Origin of the sequence: Deinococcus grandis (assembly GCF_001485435.1) — a bacterium.
In the GTDB taxonomy this organism is placed as follows: Bacteria; Deinococcota; Deinococci; order Deinococcales; family Deinococcaceae; genus Deinococcus; species Deinococcus grandis.
Genome location: NZ_BCMS01000001.1, coordinates 2616381 through 2639482, shown reverse-complemented (window position 1 = coordinate 2639482; position 23102 = coordinate 2616381). Strand labels below are relative to the sequence as shown.

Below are 23102 nucleotides of genomic sequence, written 5' to 3'. Positions count from 1 at the left end.
CCGCGCGCCGGTCCACAAGGGGGAAAACGTGTTTCCAGCTGCATTCGATTACATCCGCGCCCATTCCGCAGAGGAAGCCCTGGCCGCACTGGCCCGCCACGGCAGTGACGCCCGCATCCTGGCCGGCGGGCAGAGCCTGATCCCGGCCATGCGCTACCGGCTGGCCCGCCCCACCGTCCTGGTCGACATCGGCCCGCTGAGCGAACTGAAGTACCTGCGTGAAGAAGGCGGGTACCTGCGCGTGGGCGCCATGACCGCCGACGTGACCCTGGAACGCGACGCGAACGTCCGCGCCCGCTACAGCCTCCTGACCGACACCGGCGACGTCGTCGCTGACCCGGTCGTGCGCTGCACCGGCACGGTCGTCGGCAGCCTGTGCCACAACGACCCCAGCGGCGACTGGGGCGCGGCGGCCCTCGCGGCCCGCGCCGTCGTCATCGTGCGCGGCCCCGAAGGTGAACGCGAGGTGCCCATCGACGAGTGGCTGGTCGACTCCTTCCAGACCGACCTGCGCGAGGGCGAGATGGCGACCGAGGTCCGCTTCCCCACGCCCGGCGAACGCACCCACGGCGCGTACCAGAAGATCGAACGCAAGGTCGGCGACTACGCCACCGCCGCCGCCGCCGTGCAGCTCACGCTGGACGAACAGGGCCGCGTGACCGAGGCCGGGGTCGCCCTGACTGCCGCCGGACCGCGCCCCGTGCGCGTCGAGGCCGCCGAACGCATCCTGGTCGGGCAGACCCTGACCGAGGCGCTGATCCAGGCCGCCGCCGAGGAAGCCCGGCTGGCCAGCGACCCGTTCGCGGACACGCGCGGCAGCGCCGAGTACAAGAAGGACATGGCCCGCGTGCTCGTCGCGCGTGGCCTGCGCCGCGCCGCCGGGCGCCTGAACGTCACCCTGGGAGCCACCGCATGACCACCGCCGAAACCGGAGCGAAGACCACCGTCACCCTGACCATCAACGGCCAGACCCACACCCAGAGCGTCGAGCCGCGCACCCTGCTCGCGTACGCCATCCGCGACACCGGCCTGAAGGGCACGCACGTCGGCTGCGACAGCTCCTCGTGCGGGTGCTGCGTGGTGCTGCTCGACGGGGACACCCCCGTGAAGTCCTGCACCATGTACGCCGTGCAGGCCGAGGGCCGCGAGATCACCACCGTCGAGGGCCTCGGCGCGCCCGGCAACCTGCACCCCCTGCAGCAGGCGTTCTGGGACCAGCACGGCCTGCAGTGCGGGTACTGCACGCCCGGCATGCTCATGACCGCCAAGGCCATGCTGGAACACAACCCGGACCCGACCGATCAGGAGGTCCGCGAGTTCCTGGGCGGCAACCTGTGCCGCTGCACCGGCTACAACAACATCGTCAAGGCCGTCCAGCAGGCCGCGCGGGTCATGCGTGAGGACCAGGGCAGCCCCCTGGACGCCCTGACCGCCGCCGCCACCGGACAGGACACCGCCACGGGAGGCGCCCAGTGAGCACCGACACCAACAACGGCAGCGAGAAGCAGTGCTACAGCGTGGGCCGCAGCATGAAACGCAAGGAGGACCCGCGCTTCCTGACCGGCAACGGCAACTACGTGGACGACATCCGCCTGCCCGGCATGCTCAGCATGGTCATCGTGCACAGCCCCTACCCGCACGCCCGCATCCGCTCCATCGACAAGACGGCCGCGCTGGCCGTGCCCGGCGTGAAAGCCGTCATCACCGGCGAGGACCTCGTCGCGGCGAACCTCGGGTGGCTGCCCACCTTCCACGGCTTCGACAAGCAGATGGTCCTCGCCGTCGGCAAGGTCCTCTTCCAGCACCAGGAAGTCGCCGCGGTGTTCGCCGACACCCGCGAGGCCGCCCTGGATGCCGCCGAACTCGTCGAGGTGGACTACGACCCCCTCGACCCCGTCACCACGCCCTTCGACGCCATGAAGGACGAGGTCATCCTCCGCGACGACCGCGACAACAAGACCAACCACATCTACCACTGGGAAAGCGGCGACCGCAGCGGCACCGACGCCGCCCTGGACGGCGCCGAGGTCACCGTCAACGAACGCGTGTACGCCCCGCGCTGCCACCCCGCCCCGCTGGAACCCTGCGGCTGCGTCGCGCAGTTCGACGCGATGGGCCGCCTGCACTTCCACGTCACCAGTCAGGCGCCGCACGTGTACCGCACCGCGATCTCCCTGGTGACCGGCATCCCCGAAGACAAGATCCGCGTGGTCGCGCCCGACATCGGCGGGGGCTTCGGCAACAAGGTCCCGGTGTACCCCGGCTACGTGTGCGCCATCGTCGGCGCGCTGATCCTCAAGACCCCGGTCAAGTGGATCGAGACCCGCACCGAGAACCTCACCACCACCGGCTTCGCCCGCGACTACCACATGGACGTCACCATCGGCGCGAAAAAGGACGGCACCGTCACCGCCCTGAAAGTCAAGACGGTCGCCGACCACGGCGCGTTCGACGCCGCCGCCGACCCCACCCAGTACCCCGCCGGGATGTTCGGCATCGTCACCGGCAGCTACGACTTCCCCGTCGCGTTCACCGAACTCGACGCGTACTTCACGAACAAGGCCCCCGGGGGTGTGGCGTACCGCTGCTCGTTCCGCGTGACGGAAGCCAGCTACGCCATCGAACGCGGCATGGACATCCTGGCCCGCACACTCGACATGGACCCCGCCGAACTGCGCCACAAGAACTTCGTGCAGAAAGAAGCCTTCCCGTACCAGAGCGCGCTGGGCTTCACGTACGACAGCGGCGACTACGCCGGAACGCTCGACAAGGCCCTCAACCAGATCGGGTACGCCGACCTGCGCAAGGAACAGGCCGAGAAACGCGCCCGCGGCGAGTACATGGGCATCGGCATCAGCACCTTCACCGAAGTCGTCGGCGCCGGACCCAGCAAACACTTCGACATCCTCGGCATCAAGATGTTCGACAGCGCCGAGATCCGCATCCACCCCACCGGCACCGGCATCGTCCGCGCCGGCACCAAGAGCCAGGGCCAGGGCCACGAGACCACCTGGGCGCAGATCGTCTCCGAGGAACTCGGCCTGGACGCCGAGAACATCCTCGTGGAAGAAGGCGACACCGACACCGCCCCCTACGGCCTGGGCACCTACGCCAGCCGCAGCACCCCCGTCGCCGGCGCCGCCATCGCCCTCGCCGCCCGCCGCGTCCGCGAGAAAGCGAAGAAAGTCGCCGCGCACCTCCTCGAAGCGTCCCCCGACGACATCGAATGGACCGACCACAAGTTCCAGGTCATGGGCGCCCCCGACCGCTCCGTCACCATGAAAGACGTCGCGTTCGCCGCGTACACCAACCCCGGCGAAGGGGTTGAGCCCGGCCTGGAAGCCAGCCTGTACTACGACCCGCCCAACATGACCTTCCCGCACGGCGCGTACATCGCCGTCGTGGACGTCGACGCCGACACCGGCGAAGTCAAGGTCCGCCGCTTCCTCGCCGTGGACGACTGCGGCACCGTCATCAACCCCATGATCGTCGAAGGACAGGTCCACGGCGGCCTCACCGAGGGCTTCGCCATCGCCTTCATGCAGGAAATCCCCTACGACGAACAGGGCAACAACCTCGCCCCGAACTTCATGGAATACCTGATCCCCACCGCCGTCGAATCCCCCGTCTGGGAAACCGGCAGCACCGTCACCCCCAGCCCCCACCACCCCATCGGCGCCAAAGGCGTCGGCGAGAGCCCCAACGTCGGCAGCCCCGCCGCGTTCGTGAACGCCGTCATGGACGCCCTCGCCCCCCTGGGTGTCACGCACATCGACATGCCCCTGACCCGCGAGAAAGTCTGGCGCGCCGTTCGCGACGCCCAGAGCGCCACCGCGAGCGACTGACCAACTGCCCCCCTGACCCTCCTCCCTTCCTGGCTCCCCTCTCAGGGGAGCTGGCACCGCAGGTGACTGAGGGGTTGCAGGTGACTGAGGGGTTGCCCCCGGCATCAACTTGCGTCCCCGCCCCTCACCGGGCGGGTGTATCCATCGGAGACCGTATGACCCCTGATCCCCAGCGTCCCACCGGGGACACCGAATTCATTCCGGACCTGCCCGAGCGGCTGGCGGGGCTGGCGCGTGAGGGCGCGGCGGTGGTCGTGGCGACCGTCGTGTCGCGCCGCGCGCCGGTGTCGGCGCAGGTGGGCGACAAGGCGCTCATTCACGCGGACGGCCGCATGGAGGGCTTCGTGGGCGGCGCGTGCTCCCGAGAGATCGTGCGGCGGCAGGCGCTGCTGGCGCTCCAGGGTGGGCAGGCGCGACTGGTGCGGATCGTGCCGGGCGCCGCGCCGGACGCCGAGCACGCCTTTGCCGAGCGGGTCACGGTGCCGATGAACTGCGCGTCGGAAGGGCAGAGCGAGGTGTTCCTGGAACCGCTGCTGCCGCCGCGCCTGTTGGTCGTGGTGGGCCACACGCCGGTCGCGCGGGCCATCGCCGCGCACGCTGGCCTGATGGGTGACCGGGTGTGGCGCGTGCTGGACGACGACGAGGTGCCCGACGAACCGGAGGCCGTGCCGCTGGGCGCCCTGACGGCCCGTCTGGCGGCCCTGCCCGCCGCGCAGCGCGCCCGCGTGCGGAGCGTCGTGGCGTCCCAGGGCCACTACGACGAAACCGCGATCGAGGCCCTGCTGCGCGCCCAGCCGAACCCGGTGGGCCTGCTGGCGAGCGCGCGGCGCGCCGCGACCGTCCGCGACACGCTGCGCGTCCTGAGCGGCTTCAGCGACGCCGACCTGGACCGTATCCGCGCCCCCGCGGGCCTGCACCTGGGGGCCCGCACCCCGCACGAGGTGGCGCTGAGCGTCCTGGCGGAACTCGTGCAGCTGGACCGGGCCGGGCACGGGGCCGCCCCGCTGCCCGTCCCCGCCGCGCCGGAGGCCGAACCGACCACGCTTCCACCCGCAGCAGGCAGCACACCACCCGCCGCGCCCACCGGGCTGGCCGCGCAGGTCATGGGCCTCACCGAACTGCCCGTCCTGACGGGCGACAGCGCCGTGGACCCGGTGTGCGGCATGACCGTCACCCTGCCCGCCAAACACACGGCGGACCACGCGGGCGTGACCTACGCGTTCTGCTGCCCGCACTGCAAGGCCCGCTTCCTGAAAGACCCCGCGCGTTACCTCACGCCCAGCTGAATTGGGCTCCAGGGGAACCCCTCAGTCCGCTGCGCGGCCAGCTCCCCTCGAGGGGAGCCAGGTTCACAGGGGCACAGCCGTGCCGGGGGCCGTACAGTGGCGGGCATGATCGCCGCTTTCCTGAATCCCGAGGGGACCCTGCTGCACGCGGGGTCCGACGAGCTGGACCGCGTCGCGTCGGGCCTGTCGAGCCTGCTGCGCGCCGCTGAGCTGATTCCCGTGACGGCGCTGGACGAGGAGGCGCTGCTGAACGTGCCCGCCGCGTTCACGTCCTGGCAGGTGCTGCTGCACGGCGCGGTGCTGCTCGACCCGGACGGCGCGGAGGACCCCGCGTGGCGCCGCCTGACCGTGGAGACGCTGGACGCCGCGCAGGGCGCGCTGGAACTGGCCGCGCAGGCCGCCGGGCACGTCAGCGCCCTGGCGCAGCTGGACCTGGACCTGACCCGCACCGAGCGGCACGGGCGGCTGCTGCGCGTGGAACTGCGCCACCCGTACGGCCTGCCCCGCCCCCTCGATCAGGCCGAGCGGGAACTGAAGGACTGGCTGGCCGAGGGACCGCTGCGCGACACCCTGCGGCTGGAACGCACCCCGGACGCGCTGCGGTTGCTGCCGCGTGACCTGCGCCCGGAACTCGCCGTGAACTACCTGCTGTCGCAGCTGGACGCTGAGTTCACGCTGGGCGTCAGTGCACTGCCGGGCGACGCGGCGTTCCTGGCGCTGTGTGACTACGCGATGGTGCCGGGCAGCGCGGACCTCCTCGACCCCGCACCGGCCGAACGGGACGACGAGGAGTGAACGGGAGGGGGCGCGGTTGCTTCGGCATCGTGCCCCCCCTCGTTGTGACCGTCAGTCGGTGTCGGGCAGTGCCTCGCGCCACTCCTGTGGCAGGGTCAGCGTGACCTGCGTGGTCAGGTCGGCGCTGCTCTGGCCGACGTGCAGGACGTACTCGCCGGGGTCGGCCACCCACGCCTGCGCGGTCACGTCGAAGTATGCGAGGTCGCGCGGGGTGACGGTCAGCACGGCGTCCCCGGTCTCGCCGGGGTTCAGGTGCACCTTCGCGAAGGCGCGCAGTTCTTTCAGGGGGCGATCCACGCGGCCCTGCGGGGGCTGCACGTATAGCTGCGCGACGGTGCTGCCGGGCCGTGCTCCCGCGTTCGTGACCGGGACCGTCACGGTCGCCGCGCCCTGCGGGAACGCCGGGGCGTGCAGCCGCGCGGCGCCCAGCGTGAAGGTCGTGAAGCTCAGGCCGAAGCCGAACGGGAACATCGGCGTGACGCCCGAGCGGTCCACGTGGCGGTACCCGGTGTACAGGCCCTCGCGGTACTCGACGCGGCCGTCCTCGCCGGGGTACTGCACGTCCGGCGTGAGCGGGTGGGTGGGGTCGTCCGCCAGGGAGTGCGGGAACGTCTGCGGGAGGCGCCCGCCGGGCTCGGCCAGCCCGGTCAGGACGTCCGCGACGGCGTGCCCGACCTCCTGCCCCGCGAACCACGCCTGCATGGCGGCGGGCACGCGCGGGAGCCAGGGCATCTCGACCGGGCCGCCCGTCTGGAGGACCACCACGACGTTCGGGTTGACGTCCAGCACGGCCTCCACCAGCGCGTCCTGATCGCCGGGGAGGGTGAGGCCCGCGCGGTCCACGCCCTCGGTTTCCCACTCGCCGGTCGTGCCGACGCACAGCACCACCCAGTCCGCCTGCGCGGCCAGGGCGACGGCGCGGGCCAGCCGGTCCCCGTCCGGACGGGCGCGGAAACCCACCCGGACGGCATTGAAGGGCGTGATGCCGATGTCCATGACGTGCGGCGTGTACTCCACGCTCAGCGTGTGCCGCCCGGCACTCAGGTGAACGGGCGCGCGGCGCTCGCCGGACCCGAACGAGAAGTACAGCTCCCCGATGCTCCAGTCCTCCCAGTTGTTCACGGCGGGCTGGCCGTCCACCGACAGGCGGCTGAGGCCCGCGCTGCCCAGGCTCACCTCGTACTCGCCGCCCTGCGGGGCGTCCACCGTGACGGTCAGGGTCGCGTGGAACGAGTCCGGGTTCACGCCGTCCGGCAGGTCGAAGAACATCACCTCCGCCTGCGGGCGCGTGTCCTGCCCCATCACCGGGCCGCCCTCCTGATCGCGGTACTCGATGCGCGTCTCGACCTGCGGCACCGGCAGGTACCGCTCGTGCCCGGTGCCCTCGGCGCTGCCGACCACGCTCACGCGGCCCCCCTCGCGCAGGCCCTCGGCAGGGGAGACGCGGCGGTGGGCGTTCATCTGCGCGCTGCCGCCGCCCATCACCTGCGCGGCCTCGGCGTTCGGGCCGATCACCGCCACCCGCGCCCCTGCCGGTAGGGGCAGCGCGCCGCCGCTGTTCTTCAGCAGCACCAGTCCCTCCGCCCCCGCGCGGCGGATCAGCGCGCGCGTCTCCGGGTACTCGGTGTCGCGCTCGTGATCGTCCGCGACGTCCAGCGGCTCATCCAGGGTGCCGGTGCGGGCCAGCAGGTGCAGCACCGCCCGCGCCCGTTCACGCACGCCCGCGCGCACCTCCGGGTCCGCCTGCGCCTGCTCCAGCAGCGGCCTGCGGGCCACCGCCGGACCGGGCATCTCCAGATCCAGGCCCGCCAGGACGCCCTCGGCCGCCGAGTGCGTGCCGCCCCAGTCGCTCATGACCAGCCCCGTGAAGCCCCACTCGCGCCGCAGGACCTTCTGGAGCAGCCAGGGGTGCTGCGAGCAGTACGGGCCGTTCAGGCGGTTGTACGCCGTCATGATCGCCCAGGGCTGGGCTTCCTTCACCACGATCTCGAAGGGCCGCAGGTACAGTTCCCGCAGCGTCCGCTCGTCGATCACAGAATCGATGGTGCCCCGCTGGAATTCCGACTCGTTCCCCGCGAAGTGCTTCGGCGTGGCGCCCACCCCGCCCGCCTGCAGGCCCTGCACGTACGCCGCCGCGAGCCGCCCGGTCAGCACCGGGTCCTCGGCGTAGTTCTCGAAGTTCCGACCGTTCAGCGCCGAGCGGAACACGTTGATGGTCGGCGCGAGCAGCACCGTCGCACCCTTGTCCCGCGCCTCGCGCGCCAGCGACCCCCCGACCTCGCGCAGCAGGTCCGGGTTCCACGTCGCGCCCAGCGCGATCCCCACCGGGTACGCCGCCGTGCGCCGCCCCCCGATCAGCGGCCCGCCCCCCCGCACGCCCGCCGGGCCGTCACTCACCTTCAGCGGCGGGATGCTCAGGCGCGGCACGGCGGCGGTGCGCCACGCGTCCGCGCCGGACAGCAGGGCCACCTGTTCCTCCAGCGTCAGCTGGTCGAGCAGGGCGTCGGGATCGGGGTGGGTCGGAGTCTGGTTCATGAGGCACCTCAGGAGAGCGGGCGGAACGCTGAAACGGTTCATGCGGACTCCGATTGAATGGGCTGCAAAGCCCGTTCAATCCGAGCGGATGCGACTCGTACGAGCTACCCCGCAGAGAAGGAGAGAAACGGGTTCCGGACGTGGAGCCGGCAATCCGGTGACGTTCCGGATTGTCGGCGAAACAAACGGAATCCGTATCAGTGATGTCCGGCAGCGTACACCCGAAACCGTTTTCACGGAAGGACCTGTCCGGACCGCGCGGCCCTCGCTCCGGGGTGGAACTGATCCCCGCTGTCAGCGGCGGTTCGACTTGCCGAACAGGCCCCCCACGGGCGTCGGCGCCACCGCCCGCCCGATCAGGTCCAGCAGCTCCGCGAGGGTCAGGGTGAACACGCCCGCCTCGCCCCGGTCGGCCGCCTCGCGCCACTGGCGGTAGCCGCCCTCGTCGGCGGGCAGGGGAGCGTTCACCTCGATCAGGTCCAGCACACTGGCACGCAGTGCGTCCGCCGCGATGGGGGCGTGACCCAGTTCGGTCTGCACGCCACCCGGCAGGTGGGGGTTCCCCAGCCGCAGGCCGTCCAGCGCGATGTGCAGGACCGTTCCGGTCGCTTCGTCGTCGCGGCGCAGGATCAGCACGGTGCTCGTGTCCTCGCCGGGGCGGGTGCGGTACGTCCAGCGCTGACCGGCCTGAAAGTCGATCTGAACATCGGAAGTCGTCATGGGACGCAGCGTACCGGGCGGTTCCTGGCCTGTGCCTCGGCCGAACGGCGCAGGGTCCTGTGCGCCGCATGGCCTGAACGCCGTTCAGATCTGGCGGCGCCGTGCGGGCGGGGCGTCCATAATCACGAACGATGACCATTCTGGTGACGGGCGCGACCGGGTTCCTCGGCGGGGTGACCGCGCGGACCCTGGCCGCCGACGGATGGAAGGTGCGCGGCCTGGGCCGTGACCTACAGAGGGGCGCGGCGCTGGAGGCGGACGGCGTGCGTTTCGTGGCGGCCGACCTGCGCGGCGCGGACTGGGACGCCCTGCTGGATGGGGTGGAGGGGGTGGTGCACGCGGCGGCCCGCTCGACGCTGTGGGGGCACGCGGCGGACTTCCATGCGGACAACGTGGCCCCCAGCGCGGCACTGGCCCGGGCGTGCGCGCGGCGGGGCGTGCGGCTGGTGCACGTCAGCACACCCAGCGTGTACAACGCCACTGGCCGCACGGAACAGGTGCGCGAGGATACCCCGGTCGGCCCGCGCTTCGACAGCCCCTACGCCCGTAGCAAGTGGCAGGCGGAACAGGCGGTGCGTGCCGCGCTGCCCGACGCGACGATCCTGCGCCCACGCGGCATCTACGGCGTGGGGGATACCAGCATCGTGCCCCGTCTGGCCGCCGCGCTGCGTGCCGGTCGCCTGCCGCGCCTGACGGGTAGCGAGGTCTGGACGGAGTTGACCGACGTGCGCAACGTCGCCCACGCGATCACGCTGGCCCTGACCCGCCCCGCCCCCGGCGTGTTCAACGTGACCGATGGGCAGGCCATCCCGCTGTGGGCGACGCTGGACCGGCTGGCCGACACGCTGGGCGTCCCCAGACCGACCCGCCGGGTGCCCGCCCGGCTGCTGGAGGGAGTGGCGGCGGCGCTGGAATTCGGCGCGCGACTGCACCCCGACCGGCCCGAGCCGCCCCTGACCGCCAGCGGCGTGCGCCTGCTGACGCGGCCCATAACGCTGGACCTCACGCGCGCCCGCGAGCGGCTGGGGTATGCGCCGGTCGTCACGCCCGAGCAGGGTTTCGCGGACGTCTTTGCGGCCCTGCACGGAGGGGCAGCGTGACCGTCCGCGTCATTCCCCTGCGGGCCGGGTCGTGCCTGAACCTCGCGGCGATCACCGAACGCGGCGCGCCGTGGCGGGTGCAGGCGTACCCGGCGGGCTTCACGCTGATCCTGCACCCCACGCGCGGCCCCGTGCTGTTCGACACCGGCTACGGCGCGGACGTCGTGACCGCCATGCGCCGCTGGCCGGGCCTGATCTACGGCCTGATCACGCCCGTGCAGGTCGGGCCGCTCGACACCGCCCACGAGCAACTGCGGGTCATGGGCTTCCCCCCGGAGGAGGTGCGGCACATCATCGTTTCGCACCTGCACGCCGATCACGTGGGCGGGCTGCGCGACTTCCCGCACGCGACCTTCCACCTCGATCGCCGCGCCTGGGAGCCCCTGCGGGCGCTGCGGGGCGTGCGGGCCGTTCGGCGCGCGTACCTGCCGGAACTCCTTCCCGACGACTTCGAGGACCGCTGCACGTGGCTGGACTTCACGGACGCCGGGGTCGACCTGCACCCCTTCGCGGAGGTCGCGGACGTGTTCGGGGACGGCCTGCTGCGCGCCGTGCCGCTTCCCGGACACGCGCCGGGCATGGTGGGCCTCCTGGCGCAGGAGGAGGCGGGCCTGACCGTCCTGGCCGCCGACGCCGCCTGGAGCGTCCGCGCGGGCCGCGAGGGGCGCCCCGTGCACCCGCTGGCTCGCGTGGCCTTCCACGACCCCACCCAGGAGGCCACCAGCGGCGCGGCCCTGCGCGCCTTCCTGCACGCGAATCCCGCTGCGAGGCTGCACGTCAGCCACGACGCGCCCGAGGGCTGGACTTGAGCGTCGTCCTGACCCTGCTGGGCGCGCTGGACGACGCCCGCCTGACCTTCCGCAGCCGCGCGGCGCTGGACCGCCACCACGACCGCCTCGCGCACGATCACCTGCGCTGGGTGGCCGCGCACAGCCCCGCCGTCGCCGCCCGCTTCCGCGCCGCCGGACTCCCCCTGGGCCGCTGGCGCGACCTGCCCCCCACCGACAAGGCCGCCATGCTCGCCACGTTCGACACGCTGAACACCGTGGGCGTCACGCTGGACCGCGCGCTGGCGGTCGGGCGACAGGCGGAACGCACCCGCGACTTCACGCCCACCCTCGCCACGCCCGCCGGACCGGTCACCGTCGGCCTGTCCACCGGCACGAGCGGCACGCAGGGCGTCTTCCTCGTCAGCCGCGCCGAGCAGGCCCGCTGGGCCGGGACCGTCCTGCGCCACCTGCTGCCCGGCGGCCTGTGGGGCCTCCTGCGCCCGCAGCGGGTCGCGTTCTTCCTGCGGGCCGACAGCCCCCTGTACCGCAGCGTCCGCCGCCGCCAGCTGGAGTTCCGTTTCTTCGACCTGCTGCGCCCCCTGCCCGACCTGGCCGCCGAGGCCCAGGCGTACGCGCCCACCCTGCTCGTCGGGCCGCCCGGCGTGCTGCGCGCCCTGCACCGCACCGGCATCCAGCTGCGCGCCCGCGTGATCAGCGTCGCGGAAGTCCTCGACCCCGACGACGAGGCCGCCCTGCGAGGCTGGGGGGACGTCGTGCAGGTCTATCAGGCCACCGAGGGCCTGCTGGCCCTGCCGTGCCCGCACGGGTCGCTGCACCTGAACGAGGCGCACGTCCATTTTGACCTCGAACCGCTGGGGGACGGCCTGCACCGCCCCGTCATCACCGACCTGCGCCGCCGCGCGCAGCCGTTCATCCGCCACCGCCTCGACGACGCCCTGCGCCTCCACCCCGACCCGTGCCCCTGCGGGCAGGCCGCGCGCCGCCTGCACAGCATCGCCGGGCGGCAGGACGACGCCCTGCACCTGCCGGGCACGGCAGGGGAGAGGGTGACCGTCTGGCCGGACTTCCTGCGCGGCGCGCTGGCCGCCGTGCCGGACCTGCGCGAGTACCGCGCCGACCAGACCGGCCCCCACCAGATCACGCTGCACCTCGACCCGCACACGCCCGACACCCAGACCCACGCCCTGCGCGCCGTCCGGGACGCCCTGCACCGCAGCCACGCCGACCCAGGGCGCCTCACCCTCGATATCCGGCCCCTCGACCCGCCCCCGCCCGGCACGAAACGCCGCCGCGTCACCCGCAGCTGGAGGCCCGAATGAACCCAAACGACACTTTCCTCGGCGTGCGCCTCCTTGCCACCGCGCAGGCCCTGCCCGAACGACGCGTCCCCACCGCCGAGGTCGCCCGGCTGTGCGGCGTGCCCGAAGCCGTCGCCCTGAAACGCAGCGGCGTCCACGAGCGCCGCTGGCTCTCCGGCACCGAGACCGCCCTGACCCTCGGCACGCAGGCCGCCCGCGAAGCCCTGAACCGCGCCGGACTGGACATCGGCGACGTGGACGTCCTCCTGAACGCCAGCGGCAGCCAGCTGCAACCCATCCCCGACGGCGCCGCCCTCTACGCCCGCGAACTCGGCCTCAGCGGCGCCGCCACCTACTCGCTGCACGGCACCTGCCTCAGCTTCCTGCTGGCCCTCCAGCACGCTGCCCTGCTCATCCACACCGGACAGGCGCGGCACGTCCTGATCATCAGCAGCGAGGGCGGCAGCGTCGGCCTCAACCCCCACCAGCCCGAGAGCACCCTCCTGATCGGCGACGGCGCCGCCGCCATCCTCCTCGGCCCACCCACCCGCCCCAGCCAGGGCCTCCACGCCACCCGCATCGAAACCCACCCCGCCGGAGCCGACCACACCCGCATCAGCGGCGGCGGCACCCTCCGCCACCCCAACCACCCCGGCGCCGCCCCCACCGACTTCACCTTCGACATGCAGGGCCTGCAAGTCCTCAAACTCGCCAGCCGCGTCGTCCCGCCCTTCCTCGAACGCCTCCGACCCGGCCTGAGTCACGGCCTGCCGGGCATCACGCGCGTCATCCCCCACCAGGCCAGTCAGGCGGGCCTCGACCTGCTGCGCCGCTACAACTGGCCCGAGGAACAGGTCGAAGTCACCCTGCGCACCCTGGGCAACGTCATCGCCGCCAGCCTCCCCCTCACGCTGCATCAGGCGGTGGAGGCGAGGCGGCTGAAGGAGGGGGACACGGCGCTGCTGGTCGGCACGGGGGCGGGGCTGATCGCGGGTGGGGTGATCTGGGAGTTGTAACGGGGTTGGTCTGTGCGTTGCCCCACCCCCCAACCCCCTACCCCAGAGGGGCAGGGGGAGCAGCGTTGCACTGGGCAAGAGTTTCTTTCTGCGCGGCGTGTTGGTGTTGGACGGTGACGTGTCCGGCTTCGACGCCATCCTCCGCGCCCCCGCAAGGCCCGCGCGCTTCGCGCACGACGGCCGGTGGCTGTCAGCGGTCAGAAGCTGTGGCGGGACGCTTCGCGCCGCTGATTTACTTTTCTCGCCTTGTAACTGCTCAGCAGGGCAAGCTCAGGGGTTGAAGTTAGGCATGAGCACGTCACCCGTGAACACGCTGACCAAGCCCTCCCAGACGCTGAGACCTTGCTTCTGCAACGTGGAAATGTAACTCCTGATCCGAGCGAAATTGCACCCACCCTCCTCGGACCGGAATCCTCCAGATACCTTGCGTTTCACGCACCATGCCCGCACGTCCCGCTCCGCCTGATTGTTATCAAACGGCACTCGGCAGTCATGTAGGAACAGCAGCACCGCTGCGCGGTGCTGCTGGCACCGCAACGCCAGATTCCGCCCATGTGACTGCTTCGTCGGACCGCGTCGCCCTGGAACGGGCGGCGCGGCTGGGTTGGCCAGCAAGCCCTCCTCAAGCAGTTCATCAAATCGCCGTTCAAACGCCGTGCGGGCCTCTGGGCTCAGCGTCCCGGCGTTCAGGTCGTGATACACCGTCCTCAGCGATTCCCGAAGTGCGCCAGCCCACACCTGCCCATGGTGTTCGGCCAATCCCCGCAGCTCCCGCAACAGATGAGCTCCGCACAGGGCATGCTGTGCCGGAAGTTTGAAGTACGAGCTCCAGGCGTCGTGGACCAGGATGCCGGTGTACTTCGGCAGGACCTTCATGTGCTCCAGTGCCGCGAGGCCGCGCCGGGCATGCTGGCCGTAGAACGTGAGCTGCGCGCAGCTCACGACATGCATCCAGTGCAGCTTCCCGTTCACCGGGCTGCCGGTCTCATCTGCATGCAGCACCGGTTGATGTGTCAGGGCTGTCCTGAGTCGCCCTTCAAAGTCCTGCAGTCGCTCCGCTGCCAGATTCAGGTTCAGCGCGATGGTGCCATCACTCGGGCGTGCTCCGCAGACCGCGTGCAGGATTTCACTGGTGCGTTCGAGGGGCACGAAGTGCGCCACGTTCAGATACACCGTCAAGGCGTGGACCCGTGGACCGTATTGCACCTGAGCCGTGACGTGCGTGGGGAAGGGTGCTCGCTGCCGGGAACGACATCCAGGGCAGATCTTGACGTCGGCGCGGTATTCGGTGACCTGAAGGTGGAGGTCGGGGAGGTCATGAACCTGTCGAGCGACCTGGGTGTCGACTGGAACGTCATCCCAGGCCTGCCCGCAGGTGCAGTGTCCCGTCACCGGGAGATCGACGATGACGTCGGGATGCGCGGACATCTTGAGGGTCTTGCCGGGGTGATCGGGTTGAGCGCCAGAAGACCGGCCGGTCTTCTGGCGCTCACTCTTGGGCTGCCAGGGCTTGTCCTGACTGGGAGGCTGACTGGATGTGGTGCTGTTTCGGGCCAGTTGAGCTTTGATGGTGCGAAGTTCAGTCAGCACCTCAGCGAGCTGGGCTTCGAGTTCACGGACGCGTGCCTCGAGTCGTTTGCAGTTTGGGCAGGGGACCTCGCTGATGGTCCACCTTACCCAATCGACTCCGGAAAATCACCCTGCTGAGCAGTTACCTCGCCTTGGCAGAAGCGTGCTCTCCTGGCTCCCCTTTGAGGGGAGCTGTCGCCGTAGGCGACTGACTGGCACAGCTGCGAAGCAGAGGGGTCCCGCTGCGCAGCAGCCTCCCTTCCCACTTCCCACAACCCACTCCCCCTCCTGTACAGCGTCCCGGCGTGGTGTGGGCGTGCGGGCTACGCTGGCCCCATGAGTGCGGATGGCCTGCCGGAGAAGTTTGACGTGATCGTGCATCCCGCCGCGGAGTTGCGGGGGGAGTTGCGGGCGCAGCCGAGTAAGAATTACACGACGCGGTACCTGCTGGCGGCGGCGCTGGCGGAGGGGGAGTCGCGGGTGGTGGGCGTGGCGACCAGTGAGGATGCCGGGGCGATGCTGCGGTGCCTGGAGGACTGGGGCGCGGGCGTGGAGCTGGTGGGCGGGGACGCGGTGATCCGTGGATTCGGGAGCAGTCCGCGCTCGGGTGTGACGCTGAATCCGGGGAATGCGGGGGCGGTGGCGCGGTTCCTGATGGGTGTGGCGGCCCTGACGACCGGGACGGCGTTCGTGACGGACTACCCGGACTCGCTGGGGCGGCGGCCGCAGGGGGATCTGCTGGAGGCCCTGTCGCGCCTGGGGGCACGGGTGCAGAGCCGCGACGGCATGTTCCCGCTGTCCATCTCGGGGCCGGTGCGGGGCGGGGTGGTGGAGGTCAGTGCGGAGCGCAGCAGTCAGTACGCGTCGGCGTTGATGTTCCTGGGGCCGCTGCTCCCGGACGGGCTGGAGTTGCGCCTGACGGGGGACATTAAGAGTCACGCGCCGCTGCGGCAGACGCTGGACACGCTGGCGGCGTTCGGGGTGCAGGCGTCGGCCAGTGACGACCTGAGCCGCATCTCGATTCCGGGTGGGCAGGCGTTCCGGGCGGGGCGGGTGCTGGTGCCGGGGGATTACCCGGGCAGCGCGGCGATCCTGGCGGCGGCGGTCACGCGGCCCGGCGAGGTGCGCCTGTCGAACCTGCGCGAGCAGGACCTTCAGGGCGAGCGGGAGGCGGTGGCGGTGCTGCGCGAGATGGGCGCGGACATCGTGCGGGACGGGGACGTGCTGACCGTGCGGGGCGGGCGGCCCCTGCACGCGGTCACGCGCGACGGGGACGGCTTCACGGACGCCGTGCAGGCCCTGACGGGGGCGGCGGCGCTGGCGGACGGCACGACCACCTGGGAGAACGTGTACACGCTGCGCCTGAAGGAATGCGACCGCATCAGCGACACGCGCCGCGAACTCCAGCGCCTGGGCCTGACCGTCACGGAGACGCAGAACAGCCTGACCGTCACGGGCACGCCCAGCCTCGCCGGGGGCGTCACGGCGGACGGGCACGGCGACCACCGCATGATCATGCTGCTGACCGTGCTGGGCCTGAGTGCGCAGGCCCCCATCCGCATCACGGGCGCGCACCACATCCGCAAGAGCTACCCCATGTTCTTCCGTCACCTCGAAACGCTCGGGGCGAGGTTCGAGTACCCGGAAGCCACGCGCGCCTGACGGGCAGGCGACCGAAAAGCTGCCCTGAACTGGGGTGGCTTTTTCGTGTCTGGGAGAGGGGCGGAGCGGCTTTTTTGCAGTGCGTTCAGAAGCCGGAGTGGGACGGCTGTCCCGCTCCTATGCTGAGGCGAGCTGGGCGGCGGGTCACCAGCATGCCCGGCCGGAACGGCGCAAGGGCACGTGAGCGGCGCAGCGCGTGCCCGTCACGGCAGAATCCTCGGCAGTGCCCGTCACAGTCCGCAGGGCCCGTCACAGGAGGTTGTCCCCATGACGCAGTTCAGCAACCCGGATATCGTCGGTGATTCCCCCGCCTGGCTGAGTTTCATCTGGATCGCGTTCACGACCGCGCTGGGCCTGATGATCCTGGGCATCTACTTCATCCCGGTGGACTGGTGGATCAAGGGCTACCTGTACATGGGCACCCTGTTCCTGACCGCCAGCACCCTGACCCTCTCCAAGAGCCTGCGCGACCGGCACGAACACGAACGGCTCGTGAACCGCGTCAAGAGTGCGCGCACCGAGCAGGTGCTCAGCAAGTTCGACACCTGATCCGGACACTCCGGCCCGTGAAGCCGCACTTGAGCGCACCGGTATGCCGGGCTCATGAGCGGCTGATCTGCTGGAGGCATGCTCTTAACTCGACTGGCCTTCCCGGCGGCGCTGGCCGCCACGACCCTCGGCCTGCTGGGCACCGGCTGCGCGCAGAGCAGCACCGGCGTGGCGCAGAGCCTCAAGGTCCCCGCCGGATTTCAGGTGAACCTGTACGCGGACGGCTTCAGGAAGCCGCGCTTCATGGTGGTCGCCAGCAACGGGGACGTCCTGCTGAGTGACACGGGCGCCGGGATCGTGTACGTCCTGCCGGACCGCAACCGTGACGGGAAGGCGGACGGGAAGCAGGTGTTCGCCAGCGGGCTGAACCAGCCGCACGGGCTCGCCATCCGGGGCGGGTTCCTGTACGTGGCGAACACGGACGGCGTGGTGCGCTTCCCGTACAGGGCCGGGGACGTGAAGGCCAGCGCCGCGCCCACGAAACTGGTGGACCTGCCGGGCGGTGGTGGCCACTCGACCCGCACGGTGGAGTTCGGGCCGGACGGGCGGATGTACGTGTCGGTGGGCAGCACCTGCAACGTGTGCGAGGAAAGCGACCCGAAACGCGCCGCGATCTGGGTGTACGACGCGGATGGGAAAAACGGTAAACCCTACGCGACGGGCCTGCGCAACGCGGTGGGGATCGAGTGGTTCGGCGGGCAGCTGTACGCCACGAACAACGGCCGCGACCAGCTGGGCGACGACCTCCCACCCGAGGGGTTCTACAAGGTCAAGCCGGGCGGGTTCTACGGCTGGCCGTACTGCTACACCACCCAGCCCGGACAGGCGCAGGTGTGGGACAAGGATTTCGGGAAGAAGACCGCCGAGACCTGCAAGGCCGCCACGCCCGCCTTCGCGTTGACCACCGCGCACTCCGCGCCGCTGGGCCTGGCGTTCTACACCGGGAAGACCTTCCCCGCCACGTACCGCGGACAGATGTTCGTGGCGCTGCACGGCAGCTGGAACCGCAGCGAGAAGAGCGGCTACAAGGTGATCACCATCGACCCGCAGACCGGGCGGGTCACGGACTTCCTGACCGGCTTCCTGCGCGGGCAGACCGTGGTGGGCCGCCCGGTCGATCTGGCGGTCGCGGCGGACGGGTCGCTCCTGCTGACCGACGACGGCGAGGGCCGCGTCTGGCGCATCCAGGCCCGCTGAACCGCGCCGCCGGACGGGGTGGAGGGGGTGTTCACCGTCCCGCCCGGCGCGCTGCGGGGTGGTGGGGTTCGGACAGCTGTCCAGCCGACCCGCCGCTCTGTGCTGGACTGCGGATTCAGGATCAGGTGGGGCGCGGTACACTGGAGGGCGTGTTTGTTCCCGTCGTGATGGTCATTCCGTCCCGCCCGCAGGGGTGGACGCCTGACGCAGGTGTCCACGCGGGGGCCCGATGAAACTCAGTCGCCTGCCGCCAGGCTTCGCGCTCGACACCGCCGCGCAGGGCCTCGCGCTGCGCGAGGAGGCCGTCACCGACGTGCGCCGCGAGTGGACGGACGACGGCTGGCACGCCGAGGCGACCGTCACCGACGCGGGCGTGCCCTACCACGCGACGGTGGACCTGCTGCCCCCGCCGGACCCGCAACTGCGCGGCAGCTCCTGCACCTGCGGGCGCTACCGCTGCCGTCACGTGGCCGCGCTCGTGCTGGCGACCGACCCGCCCGCCGGGCCGCGCCCCGCCCCCCGCGACGCGGCCGACGGGGTAAAACCCGCCCCCGCCGAGGAACCGCTGGACGCCCGCACGCAGCAGTGGCTGGCGTCCTTCACGGACACCCGCAGCCCCAGCCGCGGCCGTCAGTTCGAACTGCGCTACGTGCTGCGTTCCCTGCCGCCCGGCTCGTCGGCGGGGGGGCGGCGCGTGGCGCTGCAACTCCTGCGCGTGCCCCTGCGCGGCGAGCAGCCGGACGTCAAGGGCGCCGAACGCTACCCGCTGCCCCGCAACCTCAGCAGCGCGCCCGCGTTCGTGCGCCGCGACTCGAACCTCCTGCGCCTGCTGGAAATGGCGACCACCGCCACGCACGAGCCGGGCCGCTGGCAGGAGGAACTGCACGCCCTGACCGACCACCCCGCCGCGGACCTGCTGCTGGAGCACCTGCTGGGCAGCGGCCGCCTGTGCTGGGAGCGGCCCGAGCAACCCCTGACGCGCGGCCCGGACCTCAGCGGGCAGCTGGCGTGGCTCAGTGACCCGCGCGGCGCGCAGACCCCCGCCGTGCACCTCCCGGACGCGCCGGACGCGCAGCTGCTCCCCGTCGCGCCCCCCTGGGCGGTGCGGCCCACGGCCCTGACCCTCTCGCGCGTGCAGACCGACGCCCCCGCCGAGGTCACCGCCCGCTTCCTGTCCGGCCCGGTGCTGCCGCCCGCGCAGGCCGTCGCGCTCGCCCACGCGATCACCGCCTCCGGCCTGAACCTGCCCATCCCGCAGACCGTGCAGGTCCGCGAGGAACGCCTGCCGTACACCCCACAACTGCACCTCCTGGCGCGCGAGGCCACCCACCACGCCTTCAGCGGCGCGCGGCACACCGTCACGCTGCCCCTGGCGGAACTCCGGCACGCCTACGCGGGCCTCACCGTCCCCGACGACCACGCGGGCACCGGCCCCGCCGTCTTCCGGAACGGCGTCCTGACCCGCGTCACCCGCGACCCCGAAGCGGAACGCGACGCCGCGCATACGGTCGCCCTGAGCGGCTTCATGCTCCTCGACGACGCCTACGGCCACGAATACACCGTTCCCGGCGGCGACCACCTCCTCACCCTCGGGGACGACGACGCCTGGATGGCCTTCATGCGCGCCGGGCGCGAGGACCTCGAAGCGCAGGGCTTCACCATCCACGTCCACCCGGACTTCCCACTGAACTTCGCGGAGATCACCGACTGGTACGGCGAGACCGACGACTCCCACGGCGGCTGGTTCACCCTCGACCTCGGCATCGTCGTGGACGGCCAGCGCCTCAGCCTCATCCCCATCCTCGCCGACCTGATCGCCCGCCAGCCCCAGCTGTTCACCCCCGAAGCCCTCGCCGAACTACAGGACGACGAGGTCCTGCACGCCTCCCTCGGCGACGGCCGCCGCGTCGCCCTGCCCGCCGGACGCGTCCGCGCCATCCTGGGCGTCCTCGTGGAACTCAACCTCCGCGACCTGCCCCCCGGCCCCCTGCGCCTCCCGCTCCTCGACGCCGCCCGCGTCGCCCAGCTGGAAGAAGCCGTGCAGGCCCGCTGGCTCGGCGCCGAACGCCTCCTCGACCTGGGCCGCCGCCTGCGCGACTTCCGGGGCGTGCAGGACATCACCCCCCCGCAGGGCCTGCGCGCCGACCTGCGCCCCTACCAGCGGCAGGGCGTCGCGTGGCTGCAATTCCTGCGCGAGTACGGCATGGGCGGCATCCTCGCCGACGACATGGGCCTGGGTAAGGCGCAGCCGCTCGACGCCCGCATCCTGACCCCGCTGGGCTGGCGCACCATGGGCGACCTACAGGTCGGGGATCACGTCATCGGGCGCGACGGTCGCCCCACCCAGGTGATCGGCGTGTACCCGCAGGGTGAACGCGACATCTACCGCGTGACCCTCACGGACGGAGCCAGCGTCGAGGTCGACGAGGAACACCTCTGGGCCGTGAACACCCCGGTCCGCAAGAAACGCGGACTGCCCGAGCAGGTGCTCACCACCGCGCAGATCAGGGGCACCCTGACCGACGCGGCGGGCAACCTGAAGCACTACCTGCCGGTCGTGGAGGCGGTGCAGTTCGCGTCCCGTGACCTGCCCGTCGATCCCTACACCCTGGGAGCGCTGCTGGGCGACGGGCACCTGAGCAACAGTCTGGCCATCACGACCGAGGACGAGATCGTGTCGGCCCTCGCGTTGCCTGAACCGGTCGCGGCCAATCACGCCATCCGCCTGACCCCGCAGGTCAGTACGTACCGCCTCACCACGCCCGGCCAGTGGACGCCCAACCCCCTCAAGGACGCCCTGCGGACCCTGGGCCTGCACGGCACCACCAGTCACTCCAAGTTCATTCCCCCCGACTACCTGCTGGGCAGCCCGGCCCAGCGCCTCGCGCTCCTGCAGGGCCTGCTGGACACCGATGGGCACGCGGGCGCGGTCGTGGAGTACACCAGCGTGTCCAGGGAACTGGCGCTCGGCGTGGTGGAACTCGTGCAGTCCCTGGGCGGCACGGCGCGGCTGAAACCGAAAGTCACCACCCACGTGTACCAGGGCGAGCGGCGGACCGGGCAGGCGTGGCGCGTCACCCTGAAACTCCCGGCGCACCTCGACCCGTTCCGGCTCCCGGCCAAACTGGCCGCCTACGCCCGTCCGACCAAGTACCCGCCCACGCGTGGCATCCGGCAGGTCGAGTACGTGGGTCGCAAGCCCGCGCAGTGCATCGCGGTGGCCGCCGCCGACCGCCTGTACGTCACCGACCAGTACATCGTCACGCACAACACCGTTCAGACCCTGTCGCACCTGCTGCTGGAGAAGGAGTCCGGCCGCGCGGACCGGCCCAGTCTGGTGGTCGCGCCGACCAGCGTGATCGGCAACTGGCAGGCCGAGGCGGCGAAGTTCACGCCGGACCTGCGGGTGCTGACGCTGCACGGCAAGGACCGCCGCGCGCAGTTCGCGCGGATTCCCGAGCATGACCTGATCCTCACGACGTACCCGCTGCTGCCGCGCGACATCTCGGAACTGGGGGCGTTCGAGTACCACCTCGTGATCCTCGACGAGGCGCAGAACATCAAGAACACCCGCACGGCCGCCGCGAAGGCCGCCGGGAGCCTCAGCGCCCGGCACCGACTCGCGCTGACCGGCACGCCGCTGGAGAACCACCTGGGCGAACTGTGGTCGCAGTTCAACTTCCTCGCGCCGGGCCTGCTGCACGACGAGAAGACGTTCCGCGAGCTGTACCGCACGCCCATCGAGAAGCGCGGCGAGGCGTCCCGCCGTCAGGCGCTCGCCGCCCGCGTGCGCCCGTTCATCCTGCGGCGCGAGAAACGCGACGTGGCGCGTGAACTGCCCCCCAAGACCGAGATCCCGGTGCGCGTCACGCTGGACGGCGACCAGCGCGACCTGTACGAGACGGTGCGCGTCACGACCGAGACCCGCGTCCGCGAGGAACTCCGCGCGCGCGGCCTGGCCCGCAGCACCATCGCCATCCTCGACGCGCTGCTGAAGCTGCGGCAGGCGGTCACCGACCCCCGCCTCGTGAAACTCGACGCAGCGCGCGGCGTGCAGAACAACGCCAAGTTCGACTGGCTCCAGGCGCACCTCCCGCAGATGATCGAGGAGGGAAGGCGCGTCCTGATCTTCAGCGGCTTCGCCACGCTGCTGCGCCACCTCGAGGACTGGCTGCGCGAACAGCGCATCCCGTACTCCATGATCACCGGCAGCACCCAGGACCGCCAGGGCCAGATCGACGCGTTCCAGAACGGCAGGACCCACGTGTTCCTGATCACCCTGAAAGCCGGGGGCGTCGGCCTGAACCTCACGGCCGCCGACACCGTCATCCACTACGACCCCTGGTGGAACCCGGCCGCCGAGGAACAGGCCACCGACCGCGCCTACCGCATCGGGCAGGACAAACCGGTGTTCGTGTACAAGCTGATCGCCGCGGGCAGTGTCGAGGAACGCATCCTGGACCTGCAGGCCCGCAAGGCGTCCCTGGCGCGCGGCATTCTCGACGGGGGCCTCAGCGACGCGACGCAGCTCACGTCCGCCGACCTGGACCGCCTGTTCGCGCCGCTGGAGGACGAGGACGGCGACCTGCCCGAACGCAGCGGGGTCGAGCAGGTCGGGTAAACCCGTCCCGACGGTCCGGGAGGGAGTCGCGCCGCGCGGCCCCTCCCGTTTCCGTGCTTCGCGGTCACGTGCCGGGCACGGCGTGGTCACGGGTGCGGGCGTGTCATGAACCCCGACT

General features: G+C 71.4%; 16 protein-coding genes. 13 read left to right on the top strand and 3 right to left on the bottom strand.

The features are described from left to right. Positions 1–28: 28 nt before the first annotated feature. From DEIGR_RS12785 to DEIGR_RS12765, 5 genes are all read left to right on the top strand, one after another. Positions 29–916, top strand: a complete 888-nt coding sequence (locus tag DEIGR_RS12785; RefSeq protein ID WP_058977802.1) for an FAD binding domain-containing protein — start codon at positions 29–31, stop codon at positions 914–916. Next, positions 913–1476, top strand: a complete 564-nt coding sequence (locus tag DEIGR_RS12780; protein ID WP_058977801.1) for a (2Fe-2S)-binding protein — start codon at positions 913–915, stop codon at positions 1474–1476. The genes DEIGR_RS12785 and DEIGR_RS12780 overlap by 4 nt, the downstream gene beginning before the upstream one ends. Further along, on the top strand, positions 1473–3845 hold the full coding sequence (locus tag DEIGR_RS12775) for an aerobic carbon-monoxide dehydrogenase large subunit (RefSeq protein WP_201785753.1): 2373 nt from the start codon (positions 1473–1475) through the stop codon (positions 3843–3845). The genes DEIGR_RS12780 and DEIGR_RS12775 overlap by 4 nt, the downstream gene beginning before the upstream one ends. 155 nt (positions 3846–4000) lie before the next feature. Beyond that, positions 4001–5131 (top strand): XdhC family protein, encoded by a 1131-nt coding sequence (locus tag DEIGR_RS12770; RefSeq protein ID WP_058977799.1) that lies wholly within the window; start codon positions 4001–4003, stop codon positions 5129–5131. A gap of 105 nt (positions 5132–5236) precedes the next feature. Beyond that, complete coding sequence (locus DEIGR_RS12765; protein WP_058977797.1) at positions 5237–5926, top strand: HAD family hydrolase; 690 nt, start codon at positions 5237–5239, stop codon at positions 5924–5926. 51 nt (positions 5927–5977) lie between these two features. Here the strand turns inward: DEIGR_RS12765 and DEIGR_RS12760 are convergent, their stop codons facing one another. After that, positions 5978–8461, bottom strand: coding sequence for a glycoside hydrolase family 3 C-terminal domain-containing protein (locus DEIGR_RS12760; RefSeq protein ID WP_058978728.1), 2484 nt, complete (start codon positions 8459–8461; stop codon positions 5978–5980). A gap of 294 nt (positions 8462–8755) precedes the next feature. Continuing rightward, entirely contained in the window at positions 8756–9181 is a 426-nt protein-coding gene (locus DEIGR_RS12755) for a hypothetical protein (RefSeq protein WP_058977795.1), read from the bottom strand. Between the two features lie 131 nt (positions 9182–9312). Here DEIGR_RS12755 and DEIGR_RS12750 point away from each other — a divergent pair, with 131 nt between their 5' ends. Genes DEIGR_RS12750 through DEIGR_RS12735 form a run of 4 tightly spaced genes read left to right on the top strand, consistent with a single transcriptional unit; the run spans position 9313 to position 13386 of the window. After that, positions 9313–10281, top strand: coding sequence for an NAD-dependent epimerase/dehydratase family protein (locus tag DEIGR_RS12750; protein WP_058977793.1), 969 nt, complete (start codon positions 9313–9315; stop codon positions 10279–10281). After that, entirely contained in the window at positions 10278–11090 is an 813-nt protein-coding gene (locus DEIGR_RS12745) for an MBL fold metallo-hydrolase (protein ID WP_058977791.1), read from the top strand. The genes DEIGR_RS12750 and DEIGR_RS12745 overlap by 4 nt, the downstream gene beginning before the upstream one ends. Next, positions 11087–12391 carry a F390 synthetase-related protein gene (locus tag DEIGR_RS12740; protein ID WP_058977789.1) on the top strand — a complete coding sequence of 435 codons (1305 nt, stop codon included), beginning with the start codon at positions 11087–11089 and terminating at the stop codon, positions 12389–12391. Before DEIGR_RS12745 ends, DEIGR_RS12740 begins: the two co-directional genes overlap by 4 nt. Next, positions 12388–13386, top strand: coding sequence for a 3-oxoacyl-ACP synthase III family protein (locus DEIGR_RS12735; protein ID WP_058977787.1), 999 nt, complete (start codon positions 12388–12390; stop codon positions 13384–13386). Before DEIGR_RS12740 ends, DEIGR_RS12735 begins: the two co-directional genes overlap by 4 nt. 270 nt (positions 13387–13656) lie before the next feature. Here DEIGR_RS12735 and tnpC read toward each other — a convergent pair whose 3' ends face one another. Further along, on the bottom strand, positions 13657–15051 hold the full coding sequence (gene tnpC / locus DEIGR_RS19705; RefSeq protein ID WP_083523938.1) for an IS66 family transposase: 1395 nt from the start codon (positions 15049–15051) through the stop codon (positions 13657–13659). A 240-nt stretch (positions 15052–15291) separates the two neighbouring features. Between tnpC and aroA the strand changes: the two genes are divergently transcribed. The 4 genes from aroA to DEIGR_RS21080 all read left to right on the top strand — a co-directional run bounded on the left by aroA (position 15292) and on the right by DEIGR_RS21080 (position 22984). Further along, a complete protein-coding gene (gene aroA, locus DEIGR_RS12725) occupies positions 15292–16617 on the top strand; it encodes a 3-phosphoshikimate 1-carboxyvinyltransferase (protein WP_058977785.1) in 1326 nt (441 codons plus the stop codon). A 267-nt stretch (positions 16618–16884) separates the two neighbouring features. Beyond that, the gene (locus DEIGR_RS12720) at positions 16885–17166 is read left to right on the top strand and encodes a YiaA/YiaB family inner membrane protein (RefSeq protein WP_046844247.1); all 282 of its coding nucleotides are present in this window, start codon (positions 16885–16887) and stop codon (positions 17164–17166) included. A gap of 78 nt (positions 17167–17244) precedes the next feature. Further along, positions 17245–18363 carry a PQQ-dependent sugar dehydrogenase gene (locus DEIGR_RS12715; RefSeq protein ID WP_083524048.1) on the top strand — a complete coding sequence of 373 codons (1119 nt, stop codon included), beginning with the start codon at positions 17245–17247 and terminating at the stop codon, positions 18361–18363. A gap of 229 nt (positions 18364–18592) precedes the next feature. Then, positions 18593–22984, top strand: a complete 4392-nt coding sequence (locus DEIGR_RS21080) for an SNF2-related protein (protein WP_058977783.1) — start codon at positions 18593–18595, stop codon at positions 22982–22984. The last annotated feature ends 118 nt before the right edge of the window (positions 22985–23102 follow it).